12 protein-coding genes are annotated in these 14,596 nt (G+C 44.3%); all 12 read right to left on the bottom strand.

From position 1 onward, the window contains the following. Positions 1–3: 3 nt before the first annotated feature. The 12 genes from PNK_RS00170 to PNK_RS00120 all read right to left on the bottom strand — a co-directional run bounded on the left by PNK_RS00170 (position 4) and on the right by PNK_RS00120 (position 14,582). Entirely contained in the window at positions 4–1,548 is a 1,545-nt protein-coding gene (locus tag PNK_RS00170; RefSeq protein WP_059059519.1) for a hypothetical protein, read from the bottom strand. A gap of 205 nt (positions 1,549–1,753) precedes the next feature. Further along, positions 1,754–2,068 carry a hypothetical protein gene (locus PNK_RS00165; RefSeq protein ID WP_059059517.1) on the bottom strand — a complete coding sequence of 105 codons (315 nt, stop codon included), beginning with the start codon at positions 2,066–2,068 and terminating at the stop codon, positions 1,754–1,756. A 253-nt stretch (positions 2,069–2,321) separates the two neighbouring features. Further along, positions 2,322–3,011, bottom strand: coding sequence for a biliverdin-producing heme oxygenase (locus PNK_RS00160; protein ID WP_059059515.1), 690 nt, complete (start codon positions 3,009–3,011; stop codon positions 2,322–2,324). Between the two features lie 24 nt (positions 3,012–3,035). Next, positions 3,036–3,347, bottom strand: coding sequence for a hypothetical protein (locus PNK_RS00155; protein ID WP_059059513.1), 312 nt, complete (start codon positions 3,345–3,347; stop codon positions 3,036–3,038). Beyond that, complete coding sequence (locus PNK_RS00150; RefSeq protein ID WP_032124717.1) at positions 3,331–3,540, bottom strand: hypothetical protein; 210 nt, start codon at positions 3,538–3,540, stop codon at positions 3,331–3,333. The genes PNK_RS00155 and PNK_RS00150 overlap by 17 nt, the downstream gene beginning before the upstream one ends. Continuing rightward, positions 3,537–4,826: a cbb3-type cytochrome c oxidase subunit II gene (locus tag PNK_RS00145; protein ID WP_059059511.1), complete on the bottom strand. Its 1,290-nt coding sequence runs from the start codon at positions 4,824–4,826 to the stop codon at positions 3,537–3,539. The genes PNK_RS00150 and PNK_RS00145 overlap by 4 nt, the downstream gene beginning before the upstream one ends. After that, positions 4,823–6,256, bottom strand: coding sequence for a cbb3-type cytochrome c oxidase subunit I (locus PNK_RS00140; protein WP_032124716.1), 1,434 nt, complete (start codon positions 6,254–6,256; stop codon positions 4,823–4,825). Before PNK_RS00140 ends, PNK_RS00145 begins: the two co-directional genes overlap by 4 nt. Before the next feature lie 250 nt (positions 6,257–6,506). Continuing rightward, on the bottom strand, positions 6,507–10,679 hold the full coding sequence (locus PNK_RS00135; protein WP_059059509.1) for a c-type cytochrome: 4,173 nt from the start codon (positions 10,677–10,679) through the stop codon (positions 6,507–6,509). 42 nt (positions 10,680–10,721) lie between these two features. Next, on the bottom strand, positions 10,722–12,047 hold the full coding sequence (locus tag PNK_RS00130) for a cytochrome b N-terminal domain-containing protein (protein ID WP_059059508.1): 1,326 nt from the start codon (positions 12,045–12,047) through the stop codon (positions 10,722–10,724). A 21-nt stretch (positions 12,048–12,068) separates the two neighbouring features. Beyond that, the gene (locus tag PNK_RS00125) at positions 12,069–12,581 is read right to left on the bottom strand and encodes a QcrA and Rieske domain-containing protein (protein ID WP_032124713.1); all 513 of its coding nucleotides are present in this window, start codon (positions 12,579–12,581) and stop codon (positions 12,069–12,071) included. Positions 12,582–12,590: 9 nt separating this feature from the next. Next, complete coding sequence (locus PNK_RS13250) at positions 12,591–12,734, bottom strand: cbb3-type cytochrome oxidase assembly protein CcoS (protein ID WP_158021644.1); 144 nt, start codon at positions 12,732–12,734, stop codon at positions 12,591–12,593. Positions 12,735–12,737: 3 nt separating this feature from the next. Beyond that, the gene (locus tag PNK_RS00120) at positions 12,738–14,582 is read right to left on the bottom strand and encodes an FAD-dependent oxidoreductase (protein ID WP_059059507.1); all 1,845 of its coding nucleotides are present in this window, start codon (positions 14,580–14,582) and stop codon (positions 12,738–12,740) included. Positions 14,583–14,596: the final 14 nt, after the last annotated feature.

Here is a 14,596-nt window from a genome sequence, read left to right as displayed (position 1 = left end):
AGGCTAGGCATTTGGTACGTAATCCTCGATAATTGTCACTTGAAAGCCCCCTTCACCATGCGTAATTTGACAATCACTTGCATCTGCCACATGGCTTCCAAATAGCTGCACCAAAAAAGTCAGCTCCTTTTTGCGAACTGCAAGATCTTTAAGCGTCGGGGTGGTTATGATTGTTTTCAACAGCTTCTGCTTCATGCCAGCTTCAACCTTTTGCCCGTCTAAATACAAGAGCTCTGTCTTTTCTTTGTTTTCGACTAGCTGCAGCCTTAAAAATGAGCAAATTTGAGTAGCCGGCAAAACATTTAAATAATCGACTAATTTCTCATATTCCTTTTCATTTAAAAGCACCTTCAACTCCTCAAGTTGCTTTAAATCATTCTCAGCCTGAATTTTAGCCATGTCCGCCAAGATAAATGCCATTTCATTATTGGAAATTACAAGACCTGCCGGTTTTTCATTGCACTCTTCTGCTAAGAAATAAACCCCATCTTCAGCCCTGACAATGTAATTTTTCCACTTATCCTCATCTTGGAAAACAGAAGGCATTCGCAACGGCATCATGGGTTTGCTCAATGCAGCCTCTTTCAATTCATCGCCTTGCAAATGCTTCATTGGAAAAATAGACTGCTCTCCAAGCAGGTGAATAGCCTTACTCAGCTCAGTTTTGGAATAAGTTAAATTGAGGGATTCTAAAACAGCCATTGCCTCAAGAATCCTTTTCTGCTGCTTTTCAGTGATAAGAATACCGCTTGGAAAAACTAAAACCTCATCTCCTCGCTTGATGTAATAGCTCTTCATCAAGGCCTCAACATAAGAATGCACGTCTTCTCTTAGTTTATTCTCTGCCTGCCGCTCAGGATTCGACAAGGCGAGAGAGTCAAGCGTAAGCACATCATCAAAGCTCTCTTCTACAGCAATTTTAAGGGCATCATATTTTTTATCAATCTCTTGACACATTTGAAGCAGCTTGGCAACCAAATGATATTTAGCCGTGGCTGCTAAAACATCTCGTGTATCTTTTTCGGTTAATAAACGCCCGAAAGCGTCCCTTAAGCCCCTTGTTTCAGGATCTATCGTGAATAATTCATTGAGCTCCAGCTTCACAAGCTGCTGGGCTTCTAGTGGATTGTACATGACCTTGTCGTAAACAATGCCGACCAAACTTGTGACCAATGGCAAAGGGAGTTGCCCTCCAATACCCGCCAGCAACGACATCATGGGTACAACTGTCTGTGCAATGGTCAATTTTGCAACATCAGCCACTTTAGGTTGAGGGATTTGATAGAAGTAATCCCAAATAGACGCACCAGGTTGTGGCTCGAAAAATTTGCTAACAGCAAATTCAAATGTTTGATCGCCCCATTCCTGCCCATGCTTTTGCAAGACCGTCTTGCCAATCAATTTTCCGGTCGTTTCTCGCTTCGGTAAATAATGGCTAATCTGTCCCCATAGCGTGGGCTCTTTAGACTCACCCACGTACTGCTCCCCAATTTTATTTCCAATGAGTCTCAAAACAACTTGGTTGTTAGACGTTTGAGTTGGCTCCATCCATTAGCCCCTAAATTAAAAAAATCTTAATAAAATCATCGCATGTCTTGATCTATAATATCAAAATTTTTTATCAGCTTGCATTTTGGGGAAATGAGTCGATTATCTGACATAAATGGCCAGGCGTGCCCATTGATAAAGGCAAAAAAAATCCACTCCCTAGGTAAATCAAGGAGATGATTTAACAATGTTACAACAGCATCTGTCAAAGATCTAATTTGAGCTCTTCAGCCACTACAGAATCCTCTGCGCTTTTAAACCAATTAGATAGAAAAACGACATCTCCTCCCTCTTTCTTCCTTTCGACATCAATCGTTTGATTGCTCCATTTTTGTCCATGCGTTTGGACAATATGCTCATCAATTATTTTCCCTGCCGTTTCTTGAGTTGGGAAATAATAAGCGATTTGACTCCACAAACTAGACTTTTTAGGCTCAGGCTTAACGCCATAGTTATCCCCAATCATCTGTCCAATTTCTATCAAAACCACTTGATTATTATATGTTTGAGTTGGCTCCATCTATCATCCTCTTAAGTAAACAGTAATAAAATCATGTATAAATAGATTTAAACAAGCATTAAGATCTAACAAATATTGAACGTGATTTTATTTAAGTTTTTTATTTAATAAATATCTATTACTAAGACACTACAGATACTAAGACACTACAGATTTGTTTATTTTTTAGAGGAAACATGAAAAAGACTGAATCCTTCATGGATAGGAAAAAGCTCGATCGACTGTCTGTCAATCGAGATATGAAGGAATTAGACTAAACTGGATGAAGGGCTGCATCGAATAGTTTTCCAGAGAATTCGAAAGCCTTCTTAGCTTCTGCGGCAAGTTCTTTTCTTTGCAGATCATTTAATGGCATTTGATTCATTTTAACTTTAAAGAACTCCTTAAATGCCCAAGCGTTCTTCTTGTCATGCTTTGTTAATAGGGAAGCAAAATCGTAAAACTCGATAGCATCCGGCCATTTTTTCTCGAGGTGCTGTTTTAAAATCATTCCCCCTGATAAATCTCCCAAATATCTGACATAGGCGTGAGCAACGAGTAGGAGCGGGGTGGAGTCGGCTAAATGATTGAGATGCAGGACATAGTCATTTGCTGATTGGGAGCATTCGATCGGTCTTTGATTGCATGCTTCTCTCAGCAGTTTCAAATCCCTTTGCAAACCATTTTCTCGGCATAGCTCTTCAAAATAGATAGTTTGGATATGAGGAGTCTTCTTGAGATTCGCGCGGAGCCCATCTTCTAGGGATTGATAGATGGCATGCAAATCGACTAAGTGCTGCAGATAATGCTTACCCTCTATGCTATCTGAAAGGATTTGTTTGACAAACTCATGCTGCTCTACCTCTTTATGGATAGTCTTCGTCTCTGATTGAAAGAGTTCAGACAATGTACGGTCGCCTTGTGTCGTTTGTCCGAAACTAAATAAACCTTGAAATACTTGCATAGATTAGCCTATCAGTAAGATAATTTAAGGATGCCCATTTTTAGATTTAGGTTCTTCTTTGGCCTGCACTTCGGCAACCATATTTTGATTTTCAATGGGAAAGGTCGTGTTGGCAGCAATCTGCAATTGCCGCCAGGCGCCCCGGTCAAACCATCCAATGCTTCCATTCCAAAAAAAATAGAAAGAGACGACTCCCCAAATGGGAAGCAACAAATAGGTCCATAAAAGAAATTTTGGGACTTTAGCATCAAATGAAGCAATGCCGGGATCGCCATAGAGCTCGATTTCACCAGGAAAATGAGGGTCTTGAACCTTGTCACTACCTTTTTGTGTCATGTTGATTCTCCCTTTGCAAGTCTGCCTCCTCGTTCATCATTTGATATTTTGCCTCTTCATCCATTCCTAGGCGGCCTTTTTTCCACAAATAAAAAAATACGAGAAAAGAGCTGCCAACTATGCTGATGACAAAGCTATAGTGCAATAAATTACCGTAGATCCCAAATCCATCGACGACTGCCAATATTTTCATTTTAACACCCGCTGCCCTTCGATGATTTCTTTAGTTTTGATTGGATCCTTGCCGAGCCACCAGGCTTGCGTAGGAGCCGTGATACGCGTTCCCTTCGTCATCATGTATTGATAAATGGCTTCAAAGCGGTGATTGGGAATACCGATCGAACTCTTGCCAGTCCCCCGTGGATCATTATCAAAAAAGTGCTGGAAGGAGGGCATAATGGAACCGGCACTGGCCGTCTTTGGCGCCCAAAAGTGGGCCTTATGCCAATCACGGCTAGGCTTTTTAACGCCTACTCGCGAAATATCAGGGCCGATGCGGCGCGTACCAGCAAAGGTAATTTTTTGATAAATATATTCGTTTGCAGACGAAGGCGGGGCCGGGAATGAATCAGAACCATTCAAAACAGTATCTTGAATCAACGTACGCGTTTGGTCCGTATGGCAATACCAACAACCTTCCACGGCGTAAATATGCTCTCCAAGATAGATGAGCTCCTCCCTAGAATGGAATCCCATTTCTGGACTCTTCAGCTCTGCTAAGCTTTGAAGAGGACGCCCATTTGGATCATACCGCCATCTTTGAGTGTTTCCAACGCGGCTCGTGCTAATGCGAAATTCTTGCGGATTTTGAGCATAAATAACTCCATAATCTTGATGATAGGGATGTTTTACGCTCTCATCTAAAATGGCAAAATTTTCATCAACCCAGTTTTGCAAGATTCCTCCATAAGGCTCAAAAGAAAAGGCCTCTTCAACCCCAGGATCGTAGAGCTCTAACACTTGAAAGGTCACCCTTTCTTGAGGCTTATCACTCTTTTGCGACTGTTGGGCAGATTGCGAAAGTTGCTCAGCCCGCACTTTAGCCTCACCTTGCGGCTCGCGCAACATCAAAAGGCGGGACGTCAGTTTGAGCTGAGGATCGCCAGTGCGCGTGATATACTTTTCAAGCTCTTTGGGAGCAACCAAACGGAGATTATTAGACTCTTTGAAAGCCAAGAGTGTAAAATCCTGCTTCAAATGACGCACATACTGCAAATCTGCCCCGCCAGTCGATGCACTGCTGATATAAATGTTTGGATCTTCAACCTTATACATCTGCACTTGATACGGACTCGAAGGGCTCGTCCAAGTAGAATCGACATAGGTAGGCGCAACTAAGACCACTGCAACTGAAGTGGAAAATAGTAGAATCACCCCTATAATAACCAAAATGGCAGACTTATCCAACTTGTGTATAAAATGGGTATGGGCCGGCTCTTTATGAGGAGTAGCCTGCTCCTGTTTGCTATTGTCTGTCATACTGTCACTCTCACTTCTCGCGGCGTATCCACTTGCGATGCAGATTTTAAAACGATTGTGTTAAACATGTTGACTACAAAGATAATATTACCGAATAAAATGACAATTCCACCAAGCCCTCTTAAAATCCACCAGTCGCGCATATCGGCCACGGTTTGTATGAAAGGCAGGCGCGTTAAGTTATCGTGAAATTCGGCGTAAGAAGAGCCATCTGCCCAGTTCGCCCACATGAGACCTTGTAAAAATCCTCCTAGCCAGAGCGAAAACAGAAATAACAGGCTGCCCCATAAATTTAAGGCAAAATGCCAATCTGCAAGCTTGTTTGACCAAAGAGGTTTTTTAACTATAGTTGGAATCGCTTGATAAAGCCCTGCAATGGCAAAAAATGTAAATGTTCCATACAGCGAAATATGAGAATGCCCAATGATCCAATCGGTTTTAGATGTGATTTCATTGACGTTGCGTAAAGATTGCAATGAGCCTTGGGCACAAGTAATCAAATAGAAAATATTACCCATCATCAAAAAGCGGATGGGAGCACTTTGCAGGTATTTACGCCAATCTTTTTGCAGGGTCGCAAATAAGTTATATACGACCGTCCAAACTGGAATAAACATCCAAATCGAAAAAACAATTGAAGTCGTCTGCAACCATTGCGACATAGGACCGTGAATGATGTGGTGTGTACCAATCCAAGCATAAATAAAGGCAATCGACCAAAACCCAATCATCGATAGACGGTGGCTATAAATGGGCGTATTCGCAAGCTTAGGAAGAAAGTAATAGGCTGTAGCCAATCCCATTGGGGTATAGATGAGTCCAACCAAATTGTGTACATAGAACCAGCTAACGTTGACTCTAGACATCCCTTCCGGAACCCAGTTGATGGCCACGCTGCCTGCCAAAACAACAAAAGTCGTCCAAATGATCGTTCCCATGCTATACCAAAGGGAGACATACAGCTTTTCAAAACGGCGGTTAGATATTGTCATGAAAAAATTGACTACAATCATGACCCATGACCCAATAAAAATAAATTTTACAGGTATCCAGGAAACCCAATTGGGCAGCTCAGCATATTCCCAACCAAAGTTTGTCCCCCAAGGATAAGAATTCACTCCAATAATTAAAGCAAACCACCACAAGAGAGCGCTCCATAGCGCAAGCTTCTGGCTCCATAACGATACACCGCACAGCCTTGGAATAAAATAAAGCATCAATCCAATATTCACCGATAAGAGCCATAAAAGGGTAACTGTCCCGACATGAACCGGGCGCACGCGACCAAAATGAATGTACTCGCCAGCAAAGTAGTCGGGAAAGATAAAACCATTAAAGGCAATAAAGACTCCAATTGTCATTCCTACAATCATGAATAAAATGGAAGGATATATAAATAGCTTCGCAGCTCTATCGTCATATGTAACCATGCAACACTCTTCTTTCGTCTTGAGATTTTGGTGCCGTTCAGTCTAAGCAGTAATCAAAGTCCCTTTAAACCAAATTTACAACCTTCATGGGCAGCAAATAGGGTTTAAAGCAAGAGTAAACAAAATTAGCACGATTATTTGCCAGCCTCTTGCCTCATCAGTTTGAACCATGCCGAAATTACCAATGCTTTGGATGGCCCACTTATACTCTTTTATTGAATTATACACAAAATAGATGCTCTTTTTACGATCATTTAGAGCTCGATGGCGTCTTAGTAGCTTCAGAAGACAATTTCAAAGCTTGTAAGATGCTGTATTGCTTGCCAATCGACCGCATCGCCTCTTCTGTATCGGTGATTAATCTGGCCTTCAGTTTATTGAAGGCATCTAAGTCGGCTTGATTCGAAGCTAGCTCTTCGCGCCGCTGGGCAGAGATGATTTTCCCCTCTAGGAGCTGCTGCTCTTTTGCCAACTCATCGATTTTTTCATCCAATTCTTGTTCGATCTTTTTGCGCAATTCGCGGCTCTTTTGAACCAAGTCGCCATTCTTCTTTAGCACTAATTCTTGATTGTCAAAGCTATAACGGGCGGCTTGAAGGCGAATGAGGCGATCATAATTTTCTAAGGCAGTTTCACCCGCATTTTTAGCAATTAAACTAACGCCCAAATTGTAGTAAAGATCCCGCTCCCGCTTTACCTCCGCCTTCATATCAACTAAAAGCTGATCTTGCTGTTTCATTTGCTTAATTTTTTGCTCGACTTCCAACCGTTTTTGGTAAAGCTCTGCCGCTTTTTGAGGCGATTCTTTTCCTTGCATGACAAGGCTTGCTTGCTGCATTTGCTGCTGCTGAAGTTCTTTTTCCTGTTGCATGGCTTGTTTTAATTGCTCATTCCTGGCAACTCGAGCTTCTTCTAGCATTACTTGAGTCGTTTCAAATGCATAGTAAACGGCTTGATCTAAAGCTATCCGCCGGTCCCGCTCTTCACTGAGCGTGCGAATAAACATGACAAGCTGCATGCGTTGCAATGAATTTGTGTAATCCCCCCAAGAAGTCATCGATGTGCCCGGCACCCCATATTTAATCGAGCGGATTAAGCGCAAATCATCTCTCGATTGAATCCAATCAAGATTGGTCAGCATGCGCGGCTTGGCATCCTGCATCGCCTGCCCTCTGATGCCACTGCCATCCCCTTCATTGCCATGACAGACGGCACAATTAAGCAAAAAGTACTTCTGTCCTTCTTCTATATTGTGCAGCGTGTAGTACTTTTTTTTGATGTAGTAGTGATAAGGACTCTCTTTGTCATTCGATGGAACGACATCAAAGACATCCTCGACTGTATAGCCTGGCTGTTCTGCTTTCGGCACGCTTTTGGAATATACTTCCGGTTTAAGAGCCGCGTAGTAGCCTTCACCGGTCGGTAAAAAAGAAAGAGGAGATGGCGGTGAGGGAGGAGTACTATCCGGCTGTTTTTCTTCGCTTGGCCACCCCTCACCTGTTTTACTCGGAAAAGGAATCAAATGCCCTCCCTCTTTTTTCAACTCATTCAAGATGTCTTGCGGCTCATAGCGCCATTTAGGAATCTCTGTTTCTCTGATCACTTCGCCGCCTGGCAAGGAAGAGTAAATCCAATCGACCAAATAGTTTATTTCAGACGCTGTCAAAACAGGTGTATTGCCTATTTCTTCCTGCAGATTTGTTGACTTGTCCTTAGCAACTTCTCCCCAAGGCGGCATGGGTGTTCCTCTCACGCCGTTGGTAATGGAGCGAATGGCTTCTTCTTTGGTCAGATTCCTCAAGAAGTCGGGATTCTTCAAATTTTTTGGGATTGGATAAATCCACTCTGAAATGACTCCATAGCCTTGATGTCCAATGCCATGACACTGCGCACAATGCATTTCATACGCTTCTTGAGGATCAAACCCCTTAAGAGACCAGATGTCGCGTACATGCTTGCGATTGCGAATGCCAAGCTTATCGAGCATGTGAGTGAGTGCATAAAACTTGGTATCGTCAAACGGCATGACCGGCATGATTGAACGCGGCACATGGGCCGATGGGTTGCGAAAATGCTCCATCAACCACTCATCGGAGCGATAGATGCCCGACCAATTCAAGTGTGGCCCGATCAGCCTTCCAAGCCCATAGACTTGAATATAGGTCATGAGAACGCGATGTACCCGTTCCTTCCAAGCTTGATGCTCAGCTCGAAGGCTCTCTATTTTGGCTGGGTCGCTTTCATTTTGAATAAGCTCTTCATAGTATTGATTCTTAGCGCGAGAAGCATAGCGGAAGTTCGAATACAAGGCTTCGATGGCTTCTGGGTGGTTTTGATTAATCTCTTCCAAAATTCCATCTTTTCTAACACCTGTTACAATGCGCTCATCAATGTCTTTAGCATACTTTTCGATCTGAGCTACAATTTCAGATCCGGGAAGCTCTTCATCGTAGGTGCTAAAGCGGATGACTTCAGGAAACAACCGCTTAAACCACACTTGCTGCTCATAGAGTTTGTCAAAAGAAGGATCTGCCTTTTCAACCTGAAATCCAACGTTAGATTCAAAGCCTTGTAAACGATGGCAGCTTGCACAGCCTTGAGTCGCAAAAATTGTCATCGCATAGCGCAAGTCATACATATCGGCCGGTGAAATGGGCTTTTCCCAAGGCATTTTTCTACCCGCTTCCCAAGCTTGCAAGGAAACCTGATGGCTCGTTTCAGCAACGGCTTTGTTTCCTCCCCTTTGGGCCAACAAGAACGTCATTAAATCTTCTAATTCTCGATGGTCAAGTCGAAAATTTGGCATTGTGGATGATTTCAAGTCGGCTTGCGGCCAAACGATTGACTCTTTGATATACCAGGGATAGCTTTCTCCAATACGAGTTAATTCAGGCCCCACACCACCTCTCGCGAGTCCAGAAATGCGGTGGCAAGCAAAACAAGCCTGTGAAAGGTAAAGCTCTTTGCCTCTTTGATAATTGCGCGTTAATTCATCAACATCCGAACTCATAGCCGTTAAGTTCTTTTGGTCACTGACTGCGGCTTCAAAAGAGCGCTGTGTGTCTTTTGCGTGTTGTAAAAGATCTTGATTAAAGTCTAAGGCCTCAGCCTTGACAAACAAGCTTCCTTTGGCCTCCGGATCTGCTTGATGCTGTTTTAGAAAAGCTTCCAAGGCAGCACTGTTTTGCTTTTTGTAGGCAGCTTCGGCCCCCTGTAGGAGCACTTGCGATCCTAGCAAGGCAAGCAAGCTCTGATCAAGCCGCTTATTGATTGCCTCCTCTCTTCGCCCTTCCACAGGCTCGCTCTTAGCAAGCTGAGTTAGGTAATTGAGCTGCGAAGCAGCATTTTCAAGAACTTCTGCTGGCAAGATATAGTTGCTTTGCTTCCCTTTCAATTCTGCAATAGTTTGCTCGTAACCCTTTGTTTGCAGCTGTTCACGCAGGCTAAGCAAATCCATAAGCGTTTGCTTTTCCTTTTCGTAAGCGTCAAATACAATGTTGAGCCGCTTTTCTCTTTTCTGGGTAAGCTCAATCGCAGAGGTTGCCGCTCCATCTAATTGTTTATCACTCGTTTGGTGGCATTGCATGCATTTAGCTTGAATTAAGGAACCGACAAAGAGAGGCTCTGTTTGAAAGAGAAGATCGTGTCCTGGCTTGTCGTTGAACACACGTGCAAAAGGTGGATCATTGCCTGGATCTTTCTCCGTAAATTGCGGAATATCGCCCCGAAACTCAACCTCGTATTGCCCATCAAAAACAGGGCCATGCGCCTTATCAGTCACCAATCCCTTTCCATTGCCGTTATGGCACACCGTACAACCGTATTCTTCAATGGGATGGAATTCAAAGGGGCGCGTTTCATTGCCAATCAAAGGATGCATAGCCAAGACTTTGGTCACATCATAGGTTTGATGACCTACATGGGCAACTTTTAGAGCCGCATACCTTTCAGCCTCGGCTAAACGTCGCTTAATTTCGCCTGTTTGCCCTTCTTTTTTTAGCTGTTCCAAGACATTTTCGTCGCGAAGCGACGCAATTTTTTCATCGAGTTTAAGCCAAATGTATTCTTCATTTGGAATTAAGACAGGTTTGCCATTCTCATCGCGCACCAAATTGCCATTGAGATCTTTAGCTATTTTTGTCGGAGAAAAATAAGGAACTTGCAGAGCAACGTGGCATGATGTGCAACGATCAACAGTAGCGGGCCCTTTATCTTCTCTTTCTAATACGATTTGCTTGATTCCAAGCTTAAAAGGCGGAATGGGATGCTTTGTATAGGTGGAGCGGAACTCCTCTAACGCCAAATAGTCGTCTTGATAAATGCGATATTCTGGAAAAATTTCTCTATAGAGAAAGGCTCCAAAAAGGGCCGTTACCAAGAGGCCTGAAAGAATCAGCAAGATTTGAGGGGTGTCCGAACGCATACTGTTGTTCCTAGTTCCTTAGTTCGTTGATGTGCCAAAGTCCTAATGCCGTGCGAAATTTTCTGTCCATGGCCAGACCCATCCCCAATTGGCCCCTCTAAAATAAGTTCCAATGATGATTAAGATGCCTTGCCAGGTCATGAATAAGGTATATAAAAAGATCGCCAGATAGCGACTCCTGTGGAACCAATATCCTTCCCCATGTGGGTTGCGGTCTAGATATGGAATGGACATTAAGCCTAACACCATCAACGTGGGAATCCCAACTCCTCCCCAAAATGCATTATAGGCAACCATTTCCTGCAGTCCTAAGAAATACCAAGGGGCTTTGGAAGGGTTCGGCGGTTTACTTGGATTGGCCGCCTCTTCTAAAGGTGCATTAATAAACGACAGGCACAAGACGAGCGCTGTTGTCAACAGGAAGACCAGTAGCTCAGCTCTAAGAAGATGGGGCCAAGTAAAGACAAAATTGTAGGGACCTTTGTCGACAGTTGGACACGTTCCCCGAACCAACTCCATGAGACCATAGGTACGCTTGACTCCCGGAGCAAACGATTCTTTCGTATCCGAGCGCTGTACGACGCGGTAAGGATCGGGACGGAATTTATCAGGGGGACGAGACAAGCCTCCGTCTTTGCGAATACGCCAAAAGTGCACGCCAATCAAAGTTCCCGTTATCAAAGGCAAGACAGCCACATGCAAGACATAGAAGCGTATTAAGGCATCTTGTCCGACATTAGTGGAAGCTAAAAGCATCACGCGGTTGACGTTGTACTCAAAGCCTGGGATGTTTGGCACATACCCTGCAATATTTGATCCAACAGTGATCGCCCAAAAAGCGAGCTGATCCCAGGGCAGTAAATAGCCAGTAAAGGAAAGCAAAAGAGTCAATACCATCAAAACGACTCCTATCACCCAATTAAAGCGGCGCGTCCCCTTATAAGATCCCGTGTAAAACACTCGCGACATATGCAGAAAGACAAACAGAACCATCAGATGAGCGCTCCAACGGTGCATGTTGCGATACATCATGGCAAAAGGAGTCGTATCCTGCCAATCCTTCATGATTTCATAGGCACGGTCTTCGGCTGGAATGTAGTAAAACATCAAGACCACACCCGTAAAAGTTAAAAGCAAAAACAGGCTCGTCGTGATCGTCCCAAGCCCTAGCGTGTAAAAAGGATCAAGGGAATGCTTATGGCATTTGACCGGATGAAAATGAAGGAAAAAATTTTTAAAGACGATCTCGGAGCGGTCCACATCGTTATTCGGATAATTATGCCGAAAAATCGAACGAACAAACAGAGAGGGCAAATTTGCCAAGTACTCTCCCCATGTTTCCCTTTTTTTTCCTTGAAAAGCGGTCATATGCGACTCCTTTAATGCATGCTAAACGTTTGGTGTATACCAAGCCGATTCAAAATCAAGTGTTGTTTTGGCCTTATCAACCATTAATTCTCCAGAAGCCGCTTTAAAGACAAAGAAATAAACCAATGGAGCAGGCGCCGGACCGCCTGTATTTTTTCCATGGCGATCATAAGTCGATCCATGGCATGGACAGGAATAGCCTGTCTCAACTAAGTTAACCGTGCACCCCAAATGGGTGCAAACGGCCGTTTGAACGCGCACCTTTCCAGATTGGGTCTCGATAAATACTTTTTGCTTGGGATAAAAAATCTTCCCGTCGCGCGATAAGACCTCTTCTGGACGACCGATAGAAAAGACGCTTGGAGGAACCTTCATGGCATTGGGATACAAAAAACCAAGCAACGAAGCGCCCACCATCTGCCCAGCACCTATTAGGCAAGCTCCTACTCCCATTAGGGCTAGAAAGGAGCGGCGTGAAATTAACGGATCTTTATCGTCGGGATCAATATTCAATGAATTGCGATACTTTGGCATGAACTCTTCTCAATTATCGGGATTTTCTTCGTGGAACAATTGGTATTTAATAGACTCAGAGTCTTCAAACTGACCCTGCCTGGAATAATAGACGTATATAGCAAGCCCCGTCAAAGACGCTGCAATGGAACTAATCAATGTCCAAAAAAGCATGAGTTATCCTATCCACCTGAATGAATAATTCATCACATCCATCGTCACAGCCTGCGTCGGACACTTTTCCGCGCAAAGCCCACAGCGAATGCACAGATCTTCATCCTTCAGCATCGCCGTTCCCATTTGACCCAAATCATCGTCATCCATGGCAGCCGAATCGACACCATAAAAATTGTCGACAGCAAGCCTTAGGTTGCCTTCACCGGCATCCAAGTTAAGCTTGCTAATGGGGATTTGCTTGAGACAATTACAGGGGCACACATCGACGCAACCATTGCACTTGATACACAGCGTTCCATCAAACACGGGTGAAATATGGCATTGCAAACAACGGTGAGATTGCTGGTGCGTCTCTTCGGCGGTGTAATTATTTTCCACCAGGTTTTCATTTTTAATGCGGATAGAAGGAGGTTGCATAGAAGGAAGCGCCCACTTCGTGCGTAAGTAGCTCTTGTCGCGCATAGGGGAAATTTCAGTAAATTCAGCCGAAAATTCCAAATAGGGTTTCGTTCCTCTCAAATCGCTGTCAATTGCCCGTGCCGCCTCTTGGCCATGCCTAATGCCTGTAATAAATAGCGCCGGACCAAAAGCCGCATCTCCACCGGCATAAATTCCCTTTACAGATGTGCGTCCCGACTCCCGCTCGGTTTTGATGACCCCTCTTTCCATCTTCAACTGATCTTTTTTATCCCACCCATCGAAGACACTCATATCCATCGACTGGCCAATAGAAAGTGCGATTGTATCGCAAGGAATGACGTACTGACTATCGGGAACATACTTTGGTGCAAAACGCCCGGTATGATCAAAAAGAGAATAAATGGGCTGAACGCGCAGCCCAACAACCTTGCCCTCTTCGTTGCGCTCAACTGCTATGGGACCCACGCGATTGATGATCTTGATTCCTTCTTCCATTCCATCTTCAATTTCAAACTCATCGGCCGTTTGTTCATCGCGAGCTTCCAAGCAGACCATGGTCACGCTCTTGGCCCCATTCCTTATAGAGGTACGAGCCACGTCAAAAGAGACGTTACCGCCTCCGACAACAACGATGTGCTCCCCAATTTTCCACTGCTCTTCGACACATCGAACGCGTAAGTATTCAATTCCACGAATAATGTCCGGAGCATCGGCTCCGGGAATAGGCAATTCACGCGATTTCCACAGCCCAACGCCTATAAAAACGGCGTTATAACGCTCTTGCAACTCTGTCAGAGTAATATCACGTCCCACCTTCATATTGTAATGCATCTTCGCACCAAGGTGTTCGATTGCATAACATTCGTTAATAGCCACTTCATTTTTTAAGCGGTAGGTGGGAACACCATAGACAAGCATTCCGCCAGGTTTGCGCATCATCTCGTAAACATCGACCTCATATCCTAAGCGAAGAAGGTCGTGGGCACACGTTAAAGAGGCGACACCCGCCCCAATGCAGGCCACGCGCAATCCATTAGGTTCAGGTTTGGTTGATCCGCGGGCATAGCTGTATTCGAGCGACTTGATATGAGCCTCTTTATCTAAGCCAAACCACTCATCGAGATAGCGTTTCTGAGCCCTGATAGTCAAAGTTTTGTCGACCCGGTCACGCCTGCACGCGATTTCACAAGGAGCACCGCATATCATCCCGCAGATAGAAGCAAAAGGATTAGGCCCCCTAGCAATTTTGTACCCTTCCAATAAATTTCCGGCATGCAAGGCCATCATGTAGCCGCGTCCATCTGTTTTGACGGGACAGCCATCACGGCAATCGATTTGACGAATGTAATAATCGAGGTCAGGAATGGTGACATCATACAGTTCCCTATATGCTTCCATTACCTTTTCGTCTTGTTCGTCACCCATTTCTATCCCTCACA

The organism is Candidatus Protochlamydia naegleriophila (genome assembly GCF_001499655.1).
Taxonomy (GTDB): domain Bacteria; phylum Chlamydiota; class Chlamydiia; order Chlamydiales; family Parachlamydiaceae; genus Protochlamydia; species Protochlamydia naegleriophila.
The sequence above is the reverse complement of the archived record's forward strand: the minus strand, read 5'-3'. Positions and strand labels throughout refer to the sequence as shown.